This is a genomic window from Pseudomonas sp. IT-232MI5, from assembly GCF_949767845.1.
In the GTDB taxonomy this organism is placed as follows: Bacteria; Pseudomonadota; Gammaproteobacteria; order Pseudomonadales; family Pseudomonadaceae; genus Aquipseudomonas.
The window spans coordinates 1-22,724 of sequence record NZ_CATKQE010000015.1 but is presented as its reverse complement, the minus strand read 5'-3'; the positions used below and the strand labels follow the sequence as shown (position 1 = coordinate 22,724).

General features: G+C 59.4%; 13 protein-coding genes, 1 rRNA gene and 1 pseudogene. 11 read left to right on the top strand and 4 right to left on the bottom strand.

Translation table 11 applies throughout. From position 1 onward, the window contains the following. Both ACM6JQ_RS13080 and ACM6JQ_RS13075 read left to right on the top strand, forming a co-directional pair. Nucleotides 1–4,224 (top strand): annotated as a pseudogene (locus ACM6JQ_RS13080) (LapA family giant adhesin); the annotation flags it as partial. Nucleotides 4,225–4,372: 148 nt separating this feature from the next. Further along, complete coding sequence (locus ACM6JQ_RS13075) at nucleotides 4,373–4,711, top strand: hypothetical protein (RefSeq protein ID WP_007918987.1); 339 nt, start codon at nucleotides 4,373–4,375, stop codon at nucleotides 4,709–4,711. Nucleotides 4,712–4,925: 214 nt separating this feature from the next. Here the strand turns inward: ACM6JQ_RS13075 and lapD are convergent, their stop codons facing one another. Further along, nucleotides 4,926–6,872 (bottom strand): cyclic di-GMP receptor LapD, encoded by a 1,947-nt coding sequence (lapD, locus tag ACM6JQ_RS13070; RefSeq protein ID WP_007918985.1) that lies wholly within the window; start codon nucleotides 6,870–6,872, stop codon nucleotides 4,926–4,928. 14 nt (nucleotides 6,873–6,886) lie between these two features. Further along, on the bottom strand, nucleotides 6,887–7,579 hold the full coding sequence (gene lapG / locus ACM6JQ_RS13065) for a cysteine protease LapG (RefSeq protein ID WP_007918984.1): 693 nt from the start codon (nucleotides 7,577–7,579) through the stop codon (nucleotides 6,887–6,889). A 196-nt stretch (nucleotides 7,580–7,775) separates the two neighbouring features. Here lapG and ACM6JQ_RS13060 point away from each other — a divergent pair, with 196 nt between their 5' ends. From ACM6JQ_RS13060 to ACM6JQ_RS13040, 5 genes are all read left to right on the top strand, one after another. After that, on the top strand, nucleotides 7,776–8,486 hold the full coding sequence (locus ACM6JQ_RS13060; protein WP_414893961.1) for a GntR family transcriptional regulator: 711 nt from the start codon (nucleotides 7,776–7,778) through the stop codon (nucleotides 8,484–8,486). A gap of 749 nt (nucleotides 8,487–9,235) precedes the next feature. Further along, the gene (locus ACM6JQ_RS13055; RefSeq protein WP_414893960.1) at nucleotides 9,236–10,009 is read left to right on the top strand and encodes a DUF3050 domain-containing protein; all 774 of its coding nucleotides are present in this window, start codon (nucleotides 9,236–9,238) and stop codon (nucleotides 10,007–10,009) included. Next, nucleotides 10,006–10,935, top strand: a complete 930-nt coding sequence (locus tag ACM6JQ_RS13050) for a diiron oxygenase (RefSeq protein WP_414893959.1) — start codon at nucleotides 10,006–10,008, stop codon at nucleotides 10,933–10,935. The genes ACM6JQ_RS13055 and ACM6JQ_RS13050 overlap by 4 nt, the downstream gene beginning before the upstream one ends. Before the next feature lie 13 nt (nucleotides 10,936–10,948). Then, nucleotides 10,949–14,341 carry a non-ribosomal peptide synthetase gene (locus ACM6JQ_RS13045; protein WP_414893958.1) on the top strand — a complete coding sequence of 1,131 codons (3,393 nt, stop codon included), beginning with the start codon at nucleotides 10,949–10,951 and terminating at the stop codon, nucleotides 14,339–14,341. A 21-nt stretch (nucleotides 14,342–14,362) separates the two neighbouring features. Beyond that, complete coding sequence (locus ACM6JQ_RS13040; protein WP_095113875.1) at nucleotides 14,363–14,830, top strand: SRPBCC family protein; 468 nt, start codon at nucleotides 14,363–14,365, stop codon at nucleotides 14,828–14,830. Nucleotides 14,831–14,941: 111 nt separating this feature from the next. On the opposite strand, the gene ACM6JQ_RS13035 is transcribed toward ACM6JQ_RS13040, so the two are convergent. Continuing rightward, complete coding sequence (locus ACM6JQ_RS13035) at nucleotides 14,942–16,822, bottom strand: methyl-accepting chemotaxis protein (protein WP_095113874.1); 1,881 nt, start codon at nucleotides 16,820–16,822, stop codon at nucleotides 14,942–14,944. A 304-nt stretch (nucleotides 16,823–17,126) separates the two neighbouring features. Between ACM6JQ_RS13035 and ACM6JQ_RS13030 the strand changes: the two genes are divergently transcribed. The 4 genes from ACM6JQ_RS13030 (at nucleotide 17,127) to ACM6JQ_RS13015 (ending at nucleotide 22,478) form a co-directional block, all read left to right on the top strand. Further along, the gene (locus tag ACM6JQ_RS13030) at nucleotides 17,127–17,627 is read left to right on the top strand and encodes a sigma-70 family RNA polymerase sigma factor (RefSeq protein WP_007918975.1); all 501 of its coding nucleotides are present in this window, start codon (nucleotides 17,127–17,129) and stop codon (nucleotides 17,625–17,627) included. Then, the gene (locus tag ACM6JQ_RS13025) at nucleotides 17,627–18,628 is read left to right on the top strand and encodes a FecR domain-containing protein (protein WP_007918973.1); all 1,002 of its coding nucleotides are present in this window, start codon (nucleotides 17,627–17,629) and stop codon (nucleotides 18,626–18,628) included. The genes ACM6JQ_RS13030 and ACM6JQ_RS13025 overlap by 1 nt, the downstream gene beginning before the upstream one ends. 88 nt (nucleotides 18,629–18,716) lie before the next feature. After that, entirely contained in the window at nucleotides 18,717–21,221 is a 2,505-nt protein-coding gene (locus ACM6JQ_RS13020) for a TonB-dependent siderophore receptor (RefSeq protein WP_414893957.1), read from the top strand. 78 nt (nucleotides 21,222–21,299) lie between these two features. Then, a complete protein-coding gene (locus ACM6JQ_RS13015; RefSeq protein ID WP_095113871.1) occupies nucleotides 21,300–22,478 on the top strand; it encodes a PepSY-associated TM helix domain-containing protein in 1,179 nt (392 codons plus the stop codon). Nucleotides 22,479–22,549: 71 nt separating this feature from the next. Here ACM6JQ_RS13015 and rrf read toward each other — a convergent pair. Continuing rightward, nucleotides 22,550–22,665, bottom strand: a 5S ribosomal RNA gene (rrf, locus tag ACM6JQ_RS13010). Between the last annotated feature and the right edge of the window lie 59 nt (nucleotides 22,666–22,724).

The following is a 22,724-nucleotide window of genomic DNA, read 5'->3' as shown; positions in this document are numbered from 1 at the left end:
GTTGTCGTGACTTTGGCCAATGGTCAAACCATCACCATCGGTGTTGGCCAGACCACCGGTACGGCGACCACCACGGCGCCAAACGACGCATTGACTGGCCATGCGCCGCTGACCAACTCGATCACCAACGTGACGGGCGGCAACTACGAGAACCTCGTGGCCGACAAAACCCCGGTCAGCACCACCGTGACCGACACCGTCGACACCACCAACCTGTCGCTGTCCGCGACCGGCACCGTGGCCGAAGGTGGTCAGATCACTTACACCGCGACCCTGACCAATGCCGCAGGCTCGCCAGTCACCGTAACCCTGAGCAACGGCTCGGTAATCACCATCGACGCCGGCAAAACCACCGGCACCGTGACCGTTCCAGCACCGGCTGACGACGTCTACAAAGACGCCGGCACCGTGCAGGCGACCATCACCGGCACCAGCGGCGGCGGCTTCGAAAATCTGGTGACCAACACCACGCCAGCCGTGACCAACGTCACCGACACCATCGACACCACCACCGTCAGCATCACTGGCAGCAGCTCGGTGACCGAAGGCCAGACCGCCAGCTACACGGTCAGCCTGAACCACCCGGCGCAAACCGAAGTGACCCTGAAAATCGTCTACAGCGGTACCGCTGCCGACGGTTCGGACTTCACCGGTGTGTACACCGTGAAGATCCCGGCCGGTGCGAGCAGCGCGCAGTTCAACGTCGCCACCATCGATGACAAGATCACCGAAGGCACCGAGAACTTCGTGGTCAAGATCGATTCAGCCACTGGCGGCAACTTCGAGAACCTCGCGGTCAGCAGCACCAATGGCAGCGTCAGCACGTCGATCATCGACAACGACGCACCGCCGGTCATCGACCTGGATGCCAACAACTCCAGCGGCGCCACCGGTGCCGACTACAAGGTGACCTTCACCGAAAACACCCCGGGCGCGGGTGTGTCGATTGCCGACACCGACATCAGCATCACCGACCCGGACAGCACCATGCTCACCGGCGCCACCGTAATCCTGACCAACCGTCAGGACGGTGATGCGCTGAACCTGGGCAACAGCGTCAACGGCATCACCATCAATGCCAACAGCACTAACGGCACCGTCACGCTGACGCTGTCCGGTAACGCGACGCTGGCTGATTACATGCAGGCCATCAAGAACATCAGCTTCACCAACGGCAGCGAAAACCCGAGCACCGTGCCGCGCATCATCACGGTGACCGTGACCGATGGCGGCAACTACTCCAACACCGCGACCACCACGGTCAACGTGGTGGCGGTCAATGACGCACCGGTCGCTGCACCGAGCAATGTCACCGGCACCGAAGACACCCCGTTGGTGCTCGGCTGGTCGACTTTCGGTGTGACCGACGTCGACAGCCCGGCCAGCAGCCTGGGCATCAAAATCACCCAGCTGCCGGGTGAAGGCAAACTGCAGTACCTGGACGGTTCGACCTGGAAAGACGTCGCCAACAACCAGACCTTCAGCAAGGCTGACATCGACGCGGGCAAGCTGCGCTTCCTGCCGGATGCCAACGAGTCGGGCGTCAACGGTTACGGCGGCAGCGGTCTGGGCAACAACCAGGCTGACTACGCGCAAATCAAGTTCCAGCCAACCGACGGCCAACTGCTGGGCAACACCGGCACCGTGAAGATCGACATCACCCCGGTAGCGGATGCGCCGACCGTGAGCGTGGCCGACAACAGCGTGAAGTCGACCGGACTGATCAAGGAAGTCTGGACTGGTCTCTCGGGTCTGGGCACCAACGGCAACGGCGCGGATTCGACCACGTTGAAAAACGTCATTGACGGTGCGGGCACACCGAACACCAGCACTAACGTCAACAACGTGCAGTCCGACGGCAGCGTGACCGCCGGTACTGCCTCGAAGACCTCGGGCCTGATCTATCTGGAAGCCGGCAAGACCTACACCTTCAGTGGTATCGGCGATGACAGCCTGTTGGTGACCATTGGCGGCAAGAGCGTGGCATCGACCACGTGGGGCGCGGGCGGTAACCTCAACGGTTCGTTCACCCCGACCACCAGCGGCTACTACACCCTGGACATCTACCACCACAACCAGAGCGGCCCGGGCAGCTACGACGTCAACCTGTCGGTCAACGGCAGCACGCCGATCGACCTGAGCAGCGCTGGCGTACCGATCTACACCGGCGTGCAGGATCTGGTGAATTCGGGCGTGACCGTCTCCGATCTGCACGGCAGCAACGGCGAAGGCTATTACGACGGCTACAAACTCAACACCGGCGCCGAAGGCACCACGGTGAAACTGTCGGCAATCACCACCGCACTGACTGACACCGACGGTTCGGAAACCCTGAGCGTGAAGATCAGCGGCGCGCCAGTCGGCTCGGTGCTCAGCGATGGCGCGGGCCATACCTTCACCGTCACCGCCAGCAGCGGCGACGCCAACGTCACCGGCTGGAACCTCGGCAGCCTGACCGTGACCCCGCCGCCGTACTACAACGGCCAGTTCAACCTGACCGTGACCTCGACCTCCACCGAGATGGTCGGCGGTTCGGCGAGCAGCACCGCGACCATTCCGGTCACCGTGGTGCCGGCGGTCTACAACGCCATTGTCGCCACGTCGGCCGATGACACCGTCAGCGGCACCGATGGCAACGACATCATCGTCGCCGACATCGGTGGCCTGACCGTGGTCCCGGGTACCAACTACAACATCGCCTTCATGGTCGACAGCTCCGGCAGTATGAGCAGCTCGTCGATCAATGCGGCCAAGGATTCGCTGACGTCGGTGTTCAACACCCTCAAGCAGAGCCTGGGCGGCAGCAACTCGGGTACGGTGAACATCTTCCTGGTGGACTTCGATACCCAGGTCAACAAGTCGGTGTCGGTGAACCTCAACGACCCGAATGCGCTGACCCTGCTCAAATCCGTACTCGACTCGATGAGTTCCGGCGGCGGCACCAACTATGAGGACGTGTTCAAAACCACGGCCAACTGGTTCCAGAGTGCCGACGCTGTGGCCAACACCGGGGCGAAAAACCTCACGTACTTCATCACCGACGGCCAGCCGACCTACTACCAGAGCGGCGAGCAGACCAACCCGACGCTGTACGGCAGCGTGAAGTTCGACAGCGTGGTGACCACCAGCAACTACAAGCTGGGCGACACCTTCAGCACCTACATCGACAACACGCATTACCTGAGCATCAACGCCAGCGGTTTTGCCCAGTTGCAGACCTACACCGCCCGTTATGGCTGGAGCACCACCAATCTGGGCACCGTTCACGCGCAGGGCGACGGCACTTACGAGTTGTCGAGTCTGGCCGGTAGCGGCAGCAGCACCACCTCGACCACCACCGACAACTCGACCAGCAGCTTCGCGTTGCTCAGTGGCCTGTCGAATGTCGAGGCCATCGGCCTGAACAGCGGCGTCAGCCTCAACGACCTGAAACCTTACGATTCGGATAAAACGCCGCAGACCAACATTGATCCGAAGGATCTGGCCAACTCGATTATCGGCCACACCGAAGCGACGATGCCGGGCAACGACACCGTCAGCGGTGGCGACGGCAATGACATCCTCTTTGGCGATCTGGTGAGTTTCAACGGCATTGCCGGTGAGGGTTATCAGGCGATGCAGGCGTTCGTTGCCAAGGAAACCGGCGTCGACGTCAGCAAGGTCACCACCAGCAACGTGCACCAATACATCACCGAGCACTATCAGGCGTTCGATGTGTCCGGTGCGCATGATGGCAATGACACGCTGTTGGGTGGCGCGGGCAATGACATCCTCTTCGGCTCGGGCGGCAACGACCTGCTCGATGGCGGCAAAGGCAATGACATCCTGCTCGGCGGCACCGGCAACGACACACTGATCGGTGGTCAGGGCAATGACATCCTCATCGGTGGTTCTGGCGCCGACACCTTTGTCTGGAAGGCGGGCGACACCGGCAACGACGTGATCAAGGACTTCAAGGCCGCCGACGGTGACCGTATCGATCTGCGTGATTTGCTGCAGGGCGAGACTGGCAGCACCATCGACAACTTCCTGAAGATCACCACGGTCGACGGTACGTCGTCGCTGCAAGTCAGCTCGGCGGGCAAGTTCAACTCCGGCGATGCCGCAGCGGCGACCCCGGACGTGACGATCAAACTGGAAGGCAACAACTGGTCGAGTGCCAACATTCACAACCTGATTGCCGGCAGCGACCCGACCATCAAAGTCGACCACAACAACAGCTGATCCGTGAACAAAACGGCCGCCCCAATGGGGCGGCCGTCACGTTTGTGCTGACCGGACCGGTGACGATCGCGTCGCCGCCCCGCATACTCGCGCGCAGTTGGCTATGCTGCTGACAGCATGACGCTGGTTCATTTCTGAGGGATGCTCAATGTTTTACGTGCAACGCGATGCGCAAGGTCTGTTGATTCGCGTGGAAGCCGCGGCCTACGCCGAGGCCACGGAAACGCTGCCGGCCGACAGCCATGAAATCCAGGCCTGGTTCGCCAATGAAGTGGTGGAAACCAGCCTCAAACAGCTCAAGCAGAGCGACTTCGAAATGATTCGGGTACTCGACGACCTGATTCAGGTGCTGACCCAGAAAGGCGTGATCCGTGTCACCGACCTGCCACCGGCGGCCCAGGCCAAACTGATGGACCGGACCCAGGCGCGGGAAGCGTTGGGCGGGTTGAGTCAGTTGATCGATGAGGATGAGGGCGGGTTGATCTGATCCCCCCGTAATCAAAAGCCTACCCTCACCCCAGCCCTCTCCCCGAGGGAGAGGGGGCCGACCGAGGTGTCTGGCGTTATACATCGACCTGAGAAATCGAATCGATTATGGATTCAGCGGAGCTCTTTCACGTCGGCGTATTACATCAATATCGCACGGTCAGTCCCCTCTCCCTCCGGGAGAGGGCTAGGGTGAGGGTTGCTTTTGCAATGACTCACCGCCAAGGCTTCGGCTCACCCAACAACTGCCCCTGAACCCCATACAAACCCATCTCGCGAATCACCGCCAACTCCCCTTGCGTCTCGACCCGCTCAGCAATCAGCGGCAGATCAATGCTGTGCGCCGCGCGCTGGATCGCCTCAATGAACAGCCGCTTGTCACTCTCCTGATCAATCGCGCGAATGTAGCTGCCATCGATCTTCAGGTACGCCAGCCCCAGCCGCGCCAGATTACCGATCATGCTGAAACGACCACCAAAGCGCTGCAGGCTCAGTGAGAAGCCCAGTTCGCGCAGGCGCCGGGTCAACTGCTCGAGCACCGCTTGTTCCGGCAATTGCTCCTCGCCGATTTCCAGGGTCAGGCGCTCGCCGAGGTTGGAATGTGCGCGCAAAATCTCGAAGACTTTGTTCAACGCCTGCGGATCGGCCAGGGTCGCCGAAGACAGGTTCAGCGCCAGCGAATCTTCATGTTCTTTCATCTGCTCCAGCACGCGCTCAAGCATCAGGCGATCCAGCCGCGCGGTCCAGCCGAAGCGCTCCAGCCATGGCAGAAAACGCCCGGCCGGGATGGTCTGGCCCTGATCATCGAGCAAGCGCGAGAGCACTTTGTAATGCAGCACCAGTTGCGTGTCTGCGGCGGCGACCACCGGCTGGAAATACAGCTCGAAACGTTGCTGACTCAAGGCCTGATCGAGCAAACGATGCCATGCGTGGTGATCGTCGCCGACATCCGCCGTCAGGCTCTGATCGATGCACGCCCAGTTCTGCTCGCCCTGCCCTTCGGCTTGCGCCAGCGCCTGATCACCGAGGGTCAGCACCTGTTGCGGCGAATCGCCGTGAGTGAACGGCGCCAGGCCGATCGACGCCACGGCAGCGACGTCGGTCGCGCCGGTGGCGTGCAGACTGCTCAAGGCATTGTCGAGGTTCTGCGCCAGTTGCAGCGCTTCTTCTCGAACCAGCCCCGGCGCCAGCACAGCGAACTCACCGCCACGAATCCGCGTGACAAGGTTCTGGGTTTCCGGGTACTTGGCGCATTCGCGAGACAACTGTTCGCCAACTGCTTTCAACAGTTCATCGGTGCGCTGACCGCCCAGACGCTGGTTGAGCCCGGCCAGATCCTTGACCCGCAACAGCAGTAGATAACCAGAACTGGCCTGCTCCGGATTGCTCACCCGATTGTTCAACTGCATCTCGAAATAACGCCGGTTGGCCAACCCCGTCAGGTTGTCCTGATAAGACTCGGCCCGCAGTTTTTCACTGCGCTCGGCCTGCTCCTGAAACAGCGCCTTGAGCTTCTCGACCATCTGGTTCATCGCCTGCACCACGCGACGCAACTCAGGCGTGCGCGGCAATTCAGGCAGGCTGAGAAACTCGCGACGGGCGATGGCGTGAGACTGCTTGACCATGTAATCCAGCGGCTTCAATTGCCGGCGCAGCAGCAATGCCCCGAGCACCGCACTCACTGCGCCGCAGATCAGCAGCCAGCCAAGGCTGCCCAACGCGCTCTGCCACAGCTTGGCCACGGCAAACATCGGATGGCTGACCACTTCGACCCGCGCCGCCTGCTCCCAGCCACGGCTGACCAGCGCATCGCCACCAGCCGGTTCCAGACCGATCAGCTTGACGAACCAGTCCGGCACATTGCTGACCGCCGGAATGCCATTGCGCTCGACGATAGTCTGATCGGTCTTCAGATCGACCACGCGGATGCTCGCGTAATAACCGCTGTCGAAAATCGAACTGACCAGCAACTCGACCATCGCCGGGTCGTCGATATTCGGCGTCAGCGACAAGGCCAGCGCCGTCGCGGCGTCCTGCGCGTGGGAACGCAACTGGTTGACGTACTGGGTGCGCGAGCTCTCCAGACTGACCATGAAGCTGCCGGTGAAGGCGACCACCAGGAACAGACAGATAGCGATCAACAGCTGTTTGAACAAAGACATCTGAGCGCGTGCTCCTAGTTAGTCGTCTCGACCGGGAAACCTTCGGCCTGCATTTTCTTCAAGACATCCTGCCAGCGTGACAGGCGTTTGGTATCACCGACCTTTTTGTTGCCCTTGGCGCCCGGCAAATACAGACCTTCGGCATTGAAAGAGTAGACCGGCAGCAAATCGGTTCGCTGCGATGCCGGCTGGATCGGATCGATGAGGCTGTCGAGCACCAGCGGCATGGCATCGGGGGTGGCATAGTAAGTCAGGACCATGTGCGCGCGGTTCTGGCGCAACGCTTTGACATAGGTGATGCGCAGCTTGTCACTGGAAACGCCGAGATGGCGCAGGCTGAAATACTTGGCGATCGCATAGTCTTCGCAGTCGCCAGCGCCCTTCCACAGAGCCTCGATCGGCGTTTCCCAATAGTCGACCTCGTGCCACAGGTCGATGTCTTCGACGTAGCGCACCTGTTTGTTGAAAAACAGGTTCACCACTTTGAGCTTTTCCATCTCGCTAACCTGTTTCTGCGTAGCCAACAGATTCTGCCAGGCATCGATGCGCTGCTGCCCGACACCCAGCGGCCCATAGAGCGCCGTGGCTTTGCGGCTGATCGTGGAAAAATCCCAATCGGCATGCAGACCGCCCAGCATGACGCCGGCCAGCAGCAGTGCGCAGCCTAGCCAGCGCAGTGTCCGGGGGATCGCGAAACGTACCGCCACAGCAGAATTCCGGGGGGCAGGAAGGAAAGCGTTTGATGGTGAAGCTTAGCCCGGCAAAAAACAATGGCACCATGAGATCATCGGCGACACGCTAAACTTCAGTTGGCACCCAATGTTTTACAAGGTTTGACAACCTGTAGAGCAATCACTAGTGTCATTTGGATCCAAATCAGGCCGACATACAGGGTGCGTAGTCGTGACACAGAAGCCCAAACCGCTGCACAGCATTAAAGTCGATGGACCGATTCCTGCGCATCTGGCCCGGTCGGTGATCGAAGAAACCCTGCGCTCGGCAATCCTCGATGGGCGTCTGCCCTGCGGCACGGCGCTGCGCCAGCAGGATCTGGCCGATTTGTTCGGCGTCAGCCGCATGCCGGTGCGCGAAGCCTTGCGCCAGCTCGAAGCTCAGGAACTGCTGAGCGTTACCGCGCATAAAGGCGCAGTGGTTGCGCCGTTGATTCAAGGCGATGCCACCGAAACCTACGAGCTGCGCATCCTCCTCGAATCCGAAGCCATGCGCCAGTCGATTCCGCAGCTGACCTCGGCCGATCACACACGCGCCGCCGGTTACATCGAAGAGCTGGAAGCGCAACAAGACTACACGGAAATCGGCCGGCTCAACCGTTTGTTCCACATGGCCCTGTACTGCAAAGCGCCCAATAAACGCTTGCTGCGACTGGTCGAAGACGGACTCAACGAAGAGGAACGTTTTCTGCGTTTCAACCTTGAGGCCATGGGCCTGGGCAAACTGTCCCAGGACGATCACCGGGCAATGCTGCAAGCCGTGCAGGATCGTGACGTTGAACTGTCAATCAAACTCCTCGAGCAGCACCTTAATCGGGGCGTCGAGGTGATTACCCGTTATCTCGCTACCCCCGCCGCGCAAAGCCGCAAAGCCGCTCGCTGAGCGCGCACCTCCCACGAATCACCCGCTTACAAATCCCCAAGCGATCTGCCCGCCCTCAGGTGGGCGGATCCGCGTGCCCGCTCTAACCTCCTCCGCGCCTATCAGTCCGCATTTGCAGCGTGCCGATGACGAATCGGTAATAGCCGTGGCGCTCATTTACCCGCACTCTTGAACGGCCAACCCCATAAAGAACGGGCGACGCGCCGCCCTGACGGCGCAGTCCCCGCACCAGGAACCTACGGAAGGAGCCTTGCCACGGGAAAAAGGAAGTCATGGCGCGGGGTCACGGCCAACTTCCGCCCCTTTTAAATCATTCAATTCTTATTGCTGGAAAGTTGCTTCGAGTGAGGCATTCACTCTTGTCGATCAATTTTGGCCGTTATTCGCCGAAAGGAGCAACTACGCCCAAATAAAACTTTACCCACAAGTTTTATCGGAACAACTCAACTTCAAAAAACAGCAAACTTAAAAAAATTAAAAATATACTTGTTAACTACTTTGTCTGTGTATTAGCTTTTCTTCGCCAAGTTTGAACTTCGCCCTTCAACTCGGCGCCAGCCCAATGCCTGCGGTACCTCAGCAGCGCCTTATGGGCAGACATGAGGCCATGTCACAGGTATATCGATCCGCACTTATCCATCAGGAAAGAAGGCTGTCGCCCGTCGACAGAAAACAAGTAAGTCGTCGTTTCATTGATTGCGCAGTTTCCAGAGCAGTTCCATTACATATCAACGATAAAGGACATCATGATGCTCAATAAGAACCAACTCGCCCTGAAGAAAGCCGAACTTAGCATTCACCCGATCTTTTCCGAGATCACCTCGCTAACGGTCTTGCGTCGTTTCATGGAAACCCACGTGTTTGCCGTGTGGGATTTCATGTCGCTGACCAAACGCCTGCAGCAGGAGCTGACGTGCACCCGTTTGCCGTGGTTACCGCCGCGTGACCCTCACGCCGCCCGGTTGATCAACGAGATCGTTCTGGGTGAAGAATCGGATGATCGCCTGACGGAGGGTCATTACAGCCATTTCGAGTTGTACCTGGATGCGATGCGCGAAATCGGCGCGAGTACCACGGCCGTGGAGCGCTTTGTCGCCCTGCAACAGGAAGGGGTGAGCTATGACGTTGCGCTGCAAAGCGTCGAGGTGGATCCGGCCGCTGCGCAATTTGTCCGCGACACCTTGCGTACCGCCCTGCATGCACCAGGACACAGCGTGGCGGCGGCGTTTCTGCACGGTCGCGAGAGTGTGATCCCGACCATGTTCCAGCGCATTCTTGACGACTGGGGCATCGGCATCGAACAGGCACCGACCTTCCGTTACTACCTGGAGCGGCACATCGAGGTCGACTCCGAAGACCACGGCCCGGCGGCAGAACACCTGCTCGAACGCCTGGTCGCCGGCGATCCGCAGCGCGAGGCCGAGGTCTACGCCAGCGCCATCGCCGCCGTGGAGAGTCGCATCGCCCTGTGGGACGGCCTGCGCCTGAGCATGCGCGAACCGTTGGCGGAGGTGGCCCAATGAACGCCGCCGACTATCAATCCTTTGCCGACGCCTGGGAGAACCGCGCCACCATCCGCACTCGCCCCCGACGCGTGCTGGAAGACGATGAACGCCTGATCTACCCGCTCAGCCGCCAACCACTGGTGCTCAGTGAAACCTTCCTGCGCGAGTGCCCGCAACAGCGTGATTTCGCCTTGGTGCAGACGCTGTACAAGTTCATCAACGACGTGGTGATTTTCGAAACCGAGATCGTCGACAAGACCGCACGCAGCATCGCCAAGAACCGCTTCGCCGTGGCCTTCCCGTTTGCCTGTCGTTACGACGCGATGACCGTGGTGGTCGATGAGGATTATCACGCGCTGGTGGCGATGGATTTCATGCAGCAAACGGTAGCGATGACCGGCATCGAGCCGATTCAGTTGCCCGATGAGATCGAGTTGAGCCGGGCGATTCCTGCGGCTGTAGCGCTGGCACCGGAGCACCTGCGCAGCGCGGTGGAATTGATCTGCGTGGCCATCGCCGAAAACACCGTGACCGGCGATGTCGCGGCGTTCGCCCGCGATGACACGGTCAAGCCGTCGATCAAAGGTCTGATGGCCGATCACTTGCTCGACGAAGGTCGTCATTCGAGTTTCTGGGCGCGGATGGTGCGTATCTATTGGCACACCGCCAACGCGGCGGATCGCGAAACCATCGCGCAGATTCTGCCGGTGTTCATCGGCCACTACCTGACCAACGACATCCAGAAAGCCTTCGATCTGCGCCTGATCGACGCACTGCCGGTCAGCGAGGCGACGCGCCGTTCGCTCAGGGATGAAATGGCCGGGCTGGCCTTTCCGATCAATCGCCACCATCCGCTGGTGGGCAACATCGTCAAGTTCTTCCACAACAGCTCGCTGCTCGACACGCCCTGCGTGCAACTCGCCCTGCGCGATTACCTGGTTTGACAAGGAGGCCGACATGAAACGTCTCGACATTTTGCTGATTGGCGCCAGCCAGGCCATGACCGACCTGGCGCAGGAACTGGAACAACACGGTCACTCCTTGCAGCGCAGCGGCGTTGCGGCATCGACGGTGGATTTGATCATCGACGATGGCTTTATTGGCGCTGGCGACTTCTGCGCTATCCCGCATTTGCATCTGCGTCTGGGTGTTGGCGTGCAGAGCCTTGGCGGTTTGCCGTCACTCGATTTGCTGTGTTTTCTTGGCTCGTCACTGATCAGCCGCGTGCCGATTGCCGATGAGCCATCGGGAAACGGTCAGGCATTGCGACAGCGGGTGCTGACCCAAGTGGTGGACGAAGTGGCGTTGCTGGTCAGCCGCTTCTCCCGTGACGCTGAGTATTTTCAGCAGGCCGGATCTGTGCCGGCGCCGGATTTCGAGCGGATGGAAAATCTGCTGTTTCTCGACAACCTGGCTTACGTCCATCAGCGCAACGACACCGCGAATGTGGCGCTGCTGAAACAGGCGCAAGTGCCAGTCATCGAGCGTCTGCAACAGAGCTTGATTCGCCACGCCGAACGGCCGGCACTGCACCTTGGCGAACAGTCGCTCAGCTACAGCCAGTTGCACGACTACAGTCGCGCGATTCAACAGCAAATGCTGCCTTTGCTCGAGCAACATCCGCAACCGTGGGTGGTCGGCATCTGCCTGCCGAAAAGCCCGGCGTTGTTCGCATCGATTCTGGCGGTCCTCGGCAGCGGCGCGGTGTATTTGCCGCTGGAGCCGAGTCATCCGTTGCAGCGCCAGCAATACATTCTGCAAAACGCAGGCGCGCTGCTGTTGTTGCATGACGGCGAGCATCCGCTTGGCGAAACCATGGCGGGGCTGGACGTCAGCCGCATCGACAGCGCCGAGGCAGATCTCAGCCAACCGTTGATGCGCCGCCGCCCCGAACTTGATGCAGCGTGCATGGCGCTCTACACCTCGGGCACCACCGGCCATCCGAAGGGTGTGCTGCTCAGCCAGGCCAACCTCGCGCACTTCACCGCGTGGTACGCCGATTACGTGCAGTTGCAGGCAGAAAGTCGAGTCTTGCAGTTCTCGTCGCTAAGCTTCGATTCGTCGCTGATCGACATCTTCCCGACCCTGCTCGAAGGCGCCGAACTGGTGGTGCCCGACGACACGCAACGGCGCGATCCGCTGCAACTGGTCGCGTTGATCCGCCGCCGGCAACTGACCCACGCGTTCCTGCCACCGGCACTGTTGAGCATCCTGCCGCTGGAGCAACTGGAAGGCGTGCAAGTGATGACCGGCGGCGACGTCTGCGAGCCGTTCGTCATCGAGCAACTGACCCGTCAGGGCACGCTGCACAACCTTTACGGCCCGACCGAAGCCACGGTGCTGATCACCGCCCGCCGGCTCACACCGGGTGACAGCAACCGCAGCCTCGGCGCGCCGATCGCCAACAGTCAGGTGCTGATCCTCGATGACGATTTGCAACCGGTACCACAGAACACCGTCGGCGAATTGTTTATCGTCGGCCCCGGCGTCTGCCTCGGTTATCTGAACAACCCACAGCAGACTGCCGAGCGTTATCTAACCTTGGATTTGCCGGACGGCCAAACGCTGCGCGCCTACCGCAGCGGCGACATGGCCAAGTGGGGCGAGGACGGTATCGAGCTGTGCGGACGGCGCGACAATCAGGTGAAAATTCGCGGCTTCCGGGTCGAGCCGGAAGAGATCGAACGCTGCCTGCGCGAGAGCCAGTTGTACCGGCAAATCGCAGTGGTGATCGACTCTCAGCGACGGATTCTGGCGTTCCTCGCCCAGCCGCAATCGGACATCGCGCGCGAAACGCTAAAGGCTCACGCCCGGCAATTTTTGCCCGACTACATGCAACCCGTGGCGTGGTCTGAACTGTCGAGCATGCCGTTCGCCAGCAACGGCAAGGTCGACCGCAAAGCGCTGCTGGAACTGCCGGTGAGCGTGCAGGACAGCGGGCCGAAATGCCTGCCGGCGAATGCCGATGAAGCACTGTTGCTGGAGATCTGGGCGGAATTGCTGGAGCTGCCCACCAGCGATATTTCCACTGACGAAAGCTTCTTCAATCTCGGTGGTCACTCGATTCTGCTGTCGCGAATGTTGCTGCGGCTGCGTGAGGAGTTCGGGCGCAGCATCTCGATCAACCGCTTCATCGAACTGCCGACCATCATCAAACTCGCGACACTGGTGCGCGGCACCGATGACAGCGCGGTGCTCAGCGCTCAAGCCATGGCCGACGCCGAGCGCGCACTGGATATCGAGCCACTGCCGATCAGTCGCATGGGTGATGTGCACAAGGTCATCGTCACCGGGGCCAATAGTTTTGTTGGCGTGCACATCGTCGAGGCGCTGCTCGGCTGGGGCGCCAGCGAAGTGGCGTGTCTGGTGCGCGATGGCGGCGGGCAAACGGCGGCGCAACGCTTTGCCGAGTCACTGCGGGAAAACCGTCTGGAGCATCTGGATCTGAGTCGCGTGCGGGTTTACGCGGCAGATATCACACGCCCGCAACTGGGCCTGGACGACGACGATTATCAGCGCCTCGATCGTGAGTTCGGCGCGTTGGTGCATAACGCCGCCAACGTCAATCACGTACTCGATTACGAGTCCCTGGCGGCAGACAACGTCGAGCCGATTTTTGCGCTGCTGCGTTTGTGCGAAGGGCAGAGCAAAAAGGTTTTCAATTTCGTCTCGACGCTGTCGGCTTCAAGTACGGTCGACGATGCGGGGCGAGTGCTGGAATTGCCTGCCGCGCCTACGCCGCCGATCTACATTCGCAACGGCTACAACCTGTCGAAATGGGTCGGCGAGCGCATCCTCGAACGAGCGCGGGAGCGCGGCGTCCGGGTCAATCTGTACCGCCCCGGCAACATCAGTTTCAACAGCTTGAGCGGCGTTTGTCAGCCGCACAAAAACCGTCTGATGCTGATGCTCAAAGGCTCGATCCAGCTCGGCCAGGTACCGGCGTTCGCGCTGAATTTCGACCTGATGCCGGTGGACTTTCTCGCCCGCTTCATCGCCTTCCACGCCAGCCGTTATTCGCCCGACCGCGCGGTGTTCAATCTGCATAACCCCGAGCCTTTGAGCTGGGACGCCTACGTCGCTTCGTTCCGCGAAACCGGCAGCGAGTTCGCGCTGGTCAGCGTCGCCGACTGGCAGCAGCAACTCGGGCGTGTCGACGCCGACAACGCGCTGTTCGGCGTGCTCGGTTTCTACCTCAACGGCTTTGAAGAAGACATCGGCGACATCTCCCTGATCGGCCACGCCAACGCTGAAGCCGGCGTACAGCAGATGGGCGCTCATTACCCGCAGAAATCCCCGGCGCTGCTGCGTCGCGGCTGCGACTACCTGAAAGAAATCAACTTCATCTGATCCAACAAAAGGAGCAACACCATGAGCACTCTGCAACCCGATACCCTGATCAAAAACCCCCATGGCTGCCACGTTGTGTCTTCGGTAGAAGTGCCGGCGGACGCCGCACAGGTCTGGGCGGTGGTGGGCAACTTCGCCGGTTTCGACCGTTTCATTCCAGCGCTGTCGCACATCGAAACAACCGGCGAGGGCGTGTCTTCGCTGCGCAAAAAATGCTTCAAGGATGGCAACCTCGTGGTCGAGCAACTCAACTCCCGCGATGAACACGCGCGGAGCATGACCTGGACGACGATTTACAACACGTTGGGGGTGGCCAATCTGTGGGCGGCGATGAATGTGGAAGCGCTGGGCACAGGCAAATCCAGGGCAACCTGGACGATCATTGCCGAGCCGGCTTCGGGCGGTGAGGAGGCGTTGCCGGGGTTCAAGGATTTTGTGCAGGGGTTTGCGGATGATGCGATGGGGAATGTGCTGAAGCTGTTTGTCTAAGGCTTCGGCTTTGCGGTGAATGCACCACCGCTTTCGCGAGCAGGCTCGCTCCCACAGGGAAATGCATTCCAAATGTGGGAGCGAGCCTGCTCGCGAAGAACGATAACGCGGTCAGATTTTGAAGCTGTCGACCAATTGCTTCAGACGGTTAGCCTGCTGCGACAACGCATCACAATCCTTCAACGTTTCATTGAGGTTGGCGACGCTCTGCTGGTTCAGCAGGTTGATCTGGTTAACGTCGACGTTGAGGGTTTCCACCACGGCGGTCTGCTCTTCGGTCGCCGCTGCCACCGACTGGTTCATCCCGTCGATTTCGCCGATACGCTGGGTCACGCTGACCAGACGCAAACCGGCCTGGTTGGCCACTTCCACGCTCTGCTCGCTGGACGCCTGACTGGCGTTCATCGTGGTCACCGCTTCGCGCGAACCGATCTGCAACGACGTGATCATCTTGTGGATCTCTTCCGCCGACTCCTGGGTGCGATGGGCGAGGTTACGCACCTCGTCCGCCACCACCGCAAAACCACGCCCGGCTTCACCGGCACGCGCAGCTTCGATCGCCGCGTTGAGCGCCAGCAGGTTGGTCTGTTGCGAGATGCCTTTGATCACATCAAGGATGTGGCCGATGTTGTCGGTGCTGGCATTCAGGGTTTCAATCTGCGTGCACGACAGGCTGATTTTCTGCGACAACTCGGTCATCGCTTGAATCGTCTGCTCGACTACCTGACGACCGTCATCAGCCTGCTCGCTGGCGCCGCTCGCGTGTTGCGAAGCATCGGCGGCGTTGCGCGCGATTTCCTGAGTGGCGGCGCCCAACTCGTTGATCGCGGCAGCCACGCTGTTGGTGCGCGCGCTTTGTTCGTCGGAACCGACGATCGAAGCATTGGACGACGCCATCACGCGCTGCGACAAGTCATGCACATGGCGGGTTGCCGAGGACACTTCGGAAATCGACGCGTGAATCCGTTCAACGAACTGGTTGAATGCGCTGCCCAATTCACCGAATTCGTCTTTGCTCTCAACCACCAGACGACGGGTCAGATCGCCTTCGCCCTGAGCAATGTCCTGCATCGCACGACCCATGGTGGTCAGCGGACGCATCAGGACATTGATCAACAGGCTCAGCAGCAGCGCAATCGCAGCCACAGCAACAAACATCGCGATCAGCGCCGAGGTGCGAAATTGGCTGAGTGCGGCGTAGGCTTTATCGCGATCAATCGACAGACCGATGTACCACTGCGCATTCGGCAGATCGCTCACCGGGGTGAACGACAGAATACGTTCCTGGCCATTGAGCACCACGTTCTGGTTGCCCTTCTCGATGCGCACGCTGGTGTTCGGGTAGATGTCTTTCAGGTTTTTCATGACCTGATCTTTGTCCGGGCTGACGATCACCTGGCCGTCGGCGCTGACCAGGAACGCGTGGCCAAGACCACCGAAGTCCACCGAGTTGATGATCTTCACCAGGGTTTCCAGGCTCAGGTCACCACCGACCACGCCAAGCAGCTCGCCGTTCTTTTTCACCGGCATGGCGATGGTTACCACTAACCCGCCAACCGCTGCCATGTACGGCGGCGTCAGCATGGTTTTGTCAGCGACCACGGCTTGTTTGTACCAAGGACGCTGACGCGGGTCGTAGCCGTCCGGCATCTTCGCGTCAGGACGCTGGGTGAACACACCGTTGGCCTGACCGACGTAGGTGAATTGGAAGTTCGAAGTGAACGCTGGTTGATCGACCAGACCCGGGAAGTCCGCGTCCTTGCCCTGATGGGCAACGTTCTGCGCGAGGTTTTCCAGCACCAGAATCCGCCCGCTCATCCAGTTCTGCACGCTGCTGGCGGTCAGGTCACCGGCCTGCTGCACGGAGGACTGAAGGTTCTGGCGAATGGTGTTTCGCTGCAGGTAGTCGTTGTAGAGGGTGAACAGCGCGAACGCCAGGACCACGACGCCCGAGGCGGCCAACAGGATTTTATGGCTGAACTTGAGATTCATTTCATGGGACTTCTTATGCCAAAAGTGGGGATGCGTTCCGGATGCAACATTCCATGTACAGCGCAGGCAGCGTTCTAACGGCTGCTCTGATTTGGTGCACGCATGTCTCACCAGTCTGTCGGCACGTGTCGGAGAAATCTTAGGGTTGAGCGGGAAATGGATGGCGTTTCTGCAGGATTCCCGCCGAACGGCGTGCCAGAGCGTTCGCCCCGATGTTTTTCAGGGTTGATGTTCGGGTGGCAGTTGCAAATTTCGTAACCCTTGATGACAATGCGAGTAATTATCATTTGTGACGTTGGCGTTGATGTCCTCACCTGAGTTTGCAGTACAGGCGCTTTACAGTAGTCATCACGGCTGGCTTAACGCTTGGCTGCGCGCGCGGCTGGGCAATGCGGCAGATGCGGCGGATCTGGCGCAGGACACTTTCCTGCGCCTGTTGCAGCGCACCGAACGCCTCGAACTCAAGTCGCCTCGCGCCTTCCTGCGCACGATTGCACGTGGGTTGGTGATCGATCATTGGCGCCGAGAGGAAATCGAACGTGCCTATCTCGAAACGATCGCCCATTTGCCTGAAGCAGAAACACCGAGTGCCGAAGCCCGGGCGCTGGTGATCGAATTGCTGGAGAGCATCGCGCGCATGCTTGAAGGACTGAAGCCGAAAGTGCGTCAGGCCTTTCTGCTGGCGCAGTGCGAAGGTTTAACCCACAAGCAGATCGCCGAACAGATGGGGCTTTCCCTGCGTTCGGTTGAACGTTACGTCGCCGACGCCCTGTATCACTGCTATGTGCTGCGGTATGAAAGCTGATGCCGGTGGATAACGTCTCAGTCGGTCGCCGCGCCGAGCCTCGACAGCACGTAGTCAAACAAGCCATCCATTGGCTGCTGCGCTTGCGCAACAACCATGGCAACCCGCGGTTGAATCGCCAGTGCGAACAGTGGCGCGCCGAACACCATGAGCACGAACTGGCCTGGCAACGGGTGCAGTCGCTGCAAGCCGAGTTGAGCAATAACCTGCGTGCGGTGCCCGGTGCGCAAGTGGCGTTCAACACCCTGGAAAACAGTGCTCAGGGTCTTGGCCGGCGACAGGCCTTGAAGCTGTTGTCTGGCGCATTGCTGATGGGCTCCGCCGCGTGGCTGGCCAAAGACACGGCCGCGTGGCAGCAATGGAGCGCCGATTACGCTACGGCGACGGGCGAGCGGCGCGGCTTTCAGTTGCCGGATGGCACGCGGATCGAACTGAACACCGCGAGTGCAGTGGATCTGGATTACACCGCGCAGCAGCGGCTGATCAAACTGACGCGCGGCGAAATTATTGTCACCTGTGGCGGCTCCGACGAGGGCGCGCCGTCTGATCGGCCGCTGCGGATACAAAACCGTCACGGTACTTATGAACCTTTCGATGCCCGATTCATCCTGCGTCAGGAACATGATTGCACTCGGCTCAGCGTCACCCATGGTCAGGTTGCGATCCGCTCCGGCGGCACTTCGGTTGAAGCATTGGCCGGGCAGAGTTATCTGATCGATCACCATCGGGTTCGCCCTGCACCGCCGCTGGCTATGGATGCTGGCGCTTGGGTCGACGGCTTGATCGTCACGCGCAATATGCGTCTGGGTGATTTTCTCAGCGAAGTCAGCCGTTATCGTCAGGGCTTTCTGAGTTGTGCGTCTGACGTTTCCGAGTTGCGTCTGTCCGGCGTATTCCGCCTGGAAGACACCGACAAGCTGTTGGCGATTCTGCCGCAGACATTGCCGGTGCAATTGCGCTATCGCACGCGTTGGTGGGTGACGCTGGAGCGCGTTGCCTGAAATTATTTTGGCGGGTTTTCGCTGCAGGTCCGGCTTAGTCAGTAAGCACTTCAATTCAAGCGTTTGCGACTTCCTACGGAAACCTACAATGACTGTCCGCGCCACCTGTAAGAACACTCTGAATTTAACTGCAGAATCGGGCCTGTTGCGCCACGCCGTTCGGGCAGCGCTTTTTTCCACGGTGCTGGGCGTTGGTGTGATGCCCGGTTTGAGCATGGCGGATAATCCAGCGGCCAGTGAACTCAGCCATCGCTACAACATTGCAGCGGGCCCGTTGGGTGAGGCGCTGAATCAATTTGCACGTCAGGCTGGCATCACGTTGTCGACGACCCCGCAGCAAACTCAGGGCCGGCAATCGCCGGGCGTACAGGGTGAATATTCGACCGATCAGGCGTTAAGCCATTTGCTCGGTGGCTCCGGTCTGGAAGCGGTCAGCCAGGATGGCAGCAGCTACGTCCTGCGTCCGCTCGCTGAAACCGAAGCGCTGGCCCTGCCAACCACCGATATCAAAGGTTTCGCCCTCGGCAACGCCTTGGGCAGCATGGATGGCTACAACGCCACGCACAGCCAGATCGCCACCAAGACCAGTACGGCGTTGCTGGAAACCTCGCAAAGCGTATCGGTGGTCACTCGCGAACAAATGGATGACCAAGGCTCGCAGACTGTCTCGCAGGCAATGCGTTACACGCCGGGTGTGCTGACCAATCCGTACGGCGCGACCCATCGCTATGACTATGTGGCGATGCGCGGTTTCAACGACGGCTCGGTCGACAACATCTACCTCGACGGCCTCAAGTCGATGGGTGACAGCGGTACTTACAGCACCATGCAAGTCGATCCGTATTTTCTTGAGCGCGTCGACATTCTCAAGGGACCCTCGTCGGTGCTGTACGGTCGCAGTTCGCCTGGCGGCCTGGTGGCGCTGACCAGCAAAAAACCGCTCTACGAGGCTTACCATCAGGTGCAAGCCACGTTCGGCACGCAGGGGCAGCGCGGGGTCGGTTTTGACTTCAGCGGCCCGGTCGATGACGACAAGCGTATTGCCTATCGTCTGACCGGGTTAACGGATCAGTCCGACACGCAATTCGACCACAACAAAGAAAAACGCTTCGCCCTCGCACCGACGTTGAGTATCGATTTCAGTGAAGACACTTCGCTGACGTTGCAGGCGTATCTGCAACACGATCCGGATGGCGGCTACCACGGCGGTGTACCGGCCGACGGCACCATTCATCAGCGCAATGGCAACCGCATCTCGCCGCATTTCTTCGAAGGCGAGCCGGGCATCGATGGCTATTCGCGCGATCAGCAGTCGTTCGGTTATCAATTTGAACACCGCTTCAACGATGTCTTTACCGCACGGCAGAACTTTCGTTACCTCGATTCCAAAGTAAACATGGATCAGGTCTACGCCTATGGCTGGACCTCGCCTACCAGCAACGAGCTGAACCGCTATTACACCGGCGGGGATGAGCGTCTGCATGCGTTTATCGTCGACAACATGCTCCAGGCTGAATTTTTCACCGGCGCGACCAAACACACGGTGCTCATGGGCGCCGACTATCAGCGGCGCAAAACCGTGGTCGACTGGACCAGCGGCGGTCTTGCACCGATCAATGCATTCAACCCGGTGTACGGCAACTCGACGGTCGATATGTATGGCGAGACCAGTTACCTGCGGCGTCTGGAGCAGACCGGGGTTTACCTGCAAGACCTGATCGAGATGGACAAGTGGCGCTTCTCGCTGGGCCTGCGTCAGGACTGGGTCGAGACTTCGGACGAAAACCGTATTGCTGAAGCCGGGCGTCCGGTTGACACAGAGATCAATGATCGCCGCACCAAGCTCACTGGCCGTGCGGGTGCGCTGTACCTGTTCGATAACGGTCTGGCGCCATACGTCAGCTACTCCGAGTCGTTTAACCCGAACTCCTACGCTGACAGCGCCGGCAATCCTTTGGCACCTACCGACGGAACACAGTGGGAAGTCGGTATGAAGTATCAGCCGCCAGGCACTGACAATTTGTTCACCGCGTCGCTGTTCCGCATCGATCAGGAGAATCTGGCGACCAAACTACCGCAGGAAAACTTCTATCGTGCGGTCGGTGCCGTCCGCTCTCAGGGTCTGGAACTGGAAGCGCACATGCAGTTGACCGATAACCTCAAAGTCCTCGGCAGCTACACCTTCACCGATATCGAATACTCGAAGTCGATGGTCAGCACCTTGAGTACGCCGACAGACGTAATCGAGAACAAGGGCAACTCGCCGACACAGGCCCCGCGTCATATGGCGTCGTTGTGGGCGGACTACAAGTTCGACAACGCGGCACTCGATGGCCTGCGACTCGGCGGCGGCGTGCGTTATGTCGGCTACAGCTGGGCCGATGCGGAAAATACCCTCAAGGTGCCTTCCTACACGCTGTTCGATGCCTCGATTGGCTATGACTTGGGCAAGGTCGGCTTGAAGGGCGTTGATGTTCGTCTGAACGCGAACAACCTGACCAATGAGTCCTACGTCGCTTCCTGCGCAAGCCTGAACTTCTGCTACATGGGCGAAGAGCGCAACGTGGCGGCGACGGTGAGCTACCAGTTCTAAACCTTTCGTCCTGTGCATAAAAAAGCCAGCCTCTGATTTTTCAGGGGCTGGCTTTGTCGTTTCTGTGGGGAAATTCTCATGCGTGCGTTTCTGGTGTTGTTGCATCGCTATATCGGCTTGGCCACCGCAGTTTTTTTGCTGCTTGCCGGGGTCACGGGAAGCATTCTGGCGTTCAATCATGAGCTGGATGAATGGTTGAATCCGCAGTTTTATGCGGCGTCTGCAGTGGGTGAGCGACTGCCGCCCGGTGATTTGGTTGATGCCGTGCAGAGTGCCCATCCAAGGTTACAGGTCTGGTACATGGAGTACCCGAATGAGGCGGGCCACACCGCGTTGCTTGCGATGGTTCCGCGTAACGATCCGGGGACCGGCCAGCCATTCACTGAGCGTAATCAGGTGTTCTATCTGGATCCGGTGAGTGCTGAGCAAAAGGGCCAGAGGTATTGGGGGGAGTGCTGTTTTCAACGGGAGAATTTTGTCCCGTTCATTCTTGAGTTCCACTACAACCTGACGTTGCCGGGTAATTGGGGATTGTTGTTGATGGGTCTGGTTGCCATTGCCTGGGTGATCGATTGCTTCGTTGCGCTGTGGCTGACATTGCCGCGAGGAAAGCCATTCTGGAAAAAGTGGTCGACCGCCTGGAAGGTGAAGGGTGGGCATGCCTATCGACTCAACTTCGATCTACATCGTGCTGGGGGGTTGTGGCTGTGGTTGTTGCTCCTGCCGATCGCTGTCAGCAGCGTCGCCATGAACTTGCCGAGCCAGGTATTCAAGCCTGCGGTTTCGTTGTTTTCACCGATTGAACCGAGCGTCTACGAGGCTCGAGGGCGAATGACCCCTTCACAGTTGGGGGTGACGCAATTGAGTTATCAACAGGCGTATGAGAGGGCGTTGCAGGAGGGGAAAAGGTTAGGACTGACAGCGGCGATCGGGGAGTTGTATTACAGCTTTGAGTACAACTTCTACGGCGCTGGTTTTGGACAGCACGACACCGAAGCCCATGGCAAATCCTGGTTGTTCTTTCATGGTACGGACGGGCGATTGTTAGGGCAGGAGATTGCTGGGCAGGGAACGTTGGGAGAGCAATTTTATCGGTTGCAGTTACCGATACATGGAGGACGGATCATTGGAGTTACAGGGCAGGTAATGATCGCGGTGTTAGGTATTTTGATGGCGGGTTTGTCGGGGACTGGCGTCTACATCTGGTGGCGCAAATGGCAGGCTCGACGTATCAGCAAGGCACGTAAAGCTGTTTGATCATTGGTTTTGCAGGTCCTGAAATGACAAAACCCCTGTCTGCGTTAGCAGACAGGGGTTTCGGAATTCAATCTTGACGATGACCTACTCTCACATGGGGAAACCCCACACTACCATCGGCGATGCATCGTTTCACTTCTGAGTTCGGGATGGGATCAGGTGGTTCCAACGCTCTATGGTCGTCAAGAAATTCTGTATCTGGCCCGTCAACACGGTAACAAGCCAGCAAAAACGGTTACTTCTACT

What these genes read in the sequence shown, in the direction of transcription:
- ACM6JQ_RS13075 (WP_007918987.1), top strand. Translation starts at nt 4,373, where the DNA reads ATGTTTTACGTGCAACGCGATGCGCAAGGTCTGTTGATTCGCGTGGAA.
- ACM6JQ_RS13015 (WP_095113871.1), top strand. Translation starts at nt 21,300, where the DNA reads ATGCGTGCGTTTCTGGTGTTGTTGCATCGCTATATCGGCTTGGCCACC.
- ACM6JQ_RS13035 (WP_095113874.1), bottom strand. Translation starts at nt 16,822, where the DNA reads ATGAATCTCAAGTTCAGCCATAAAATCCTGTTGGCCGCCTCGGGCGTC.
- ACM6JQ_RS13020 (WP_414893957.1), top strand. Translation starts at nt 18,717, where the DNA reads ATGACTGTCCGCGCCACCTGTAAGAACACTCTGAATTTAACTGCAGAA.
- ACM6JQ_RS13050 (WP_414893959.1), top strand. Translation starts at nt 10,006, where the DNA reads ATGAACGCCGCCGACTATCAATCCTTTGCCGACGCCTGGGAGAACCGC.
- ACM6JQ_RS13040 (WP_095113875.1), top strand. Translation starts at nt 14,363, where the DNA reads ATGAGCACTCTGCAACCCGATACCCTGATCAAAAACCCCCATGGCTGC.
- ACM6JQ_RS13030 (WP_007918975.1), top strand. Translation starts at nt 17,127, where the DNA reads ATGTCCTCACCTGAGTTTGCAGTACAGGCGCTTTACAGTAGTCATCAC.
- ACM6JQ_RS13045 (WP_414893958.1), top strand. Translation starts at nt 10,949, where the DNA reads ATGAAACGTCTCGACATTTTGCTGATTGGCGCCAGCCAGGCCATGACC.
- lapD (WP_007918985.1), bottom strand. Translation starts at nt 6,872, where the DNA reads ATGTCTTTGTTCAAACAGCTGTTGATCGCTATCTGTCTGTTCCTGGTG.
- ACM6JQ_RS13025 (WP_007918973.1), top strand. Translation starts at nt 17,627, where the DNA reads ATGCCGGTGGATAACGTCTCAGTCGGTCGCCGCGCCGAGCCTCGACAG.
- ACM6JQ_RS13055 (WP_414893960.1), top strand. Translation starts at nt 9,236, where the DNA reads ATGCTCAATAAGAACCAACTCGCCCTGAAGAAAGCCGAACTTAGCATT.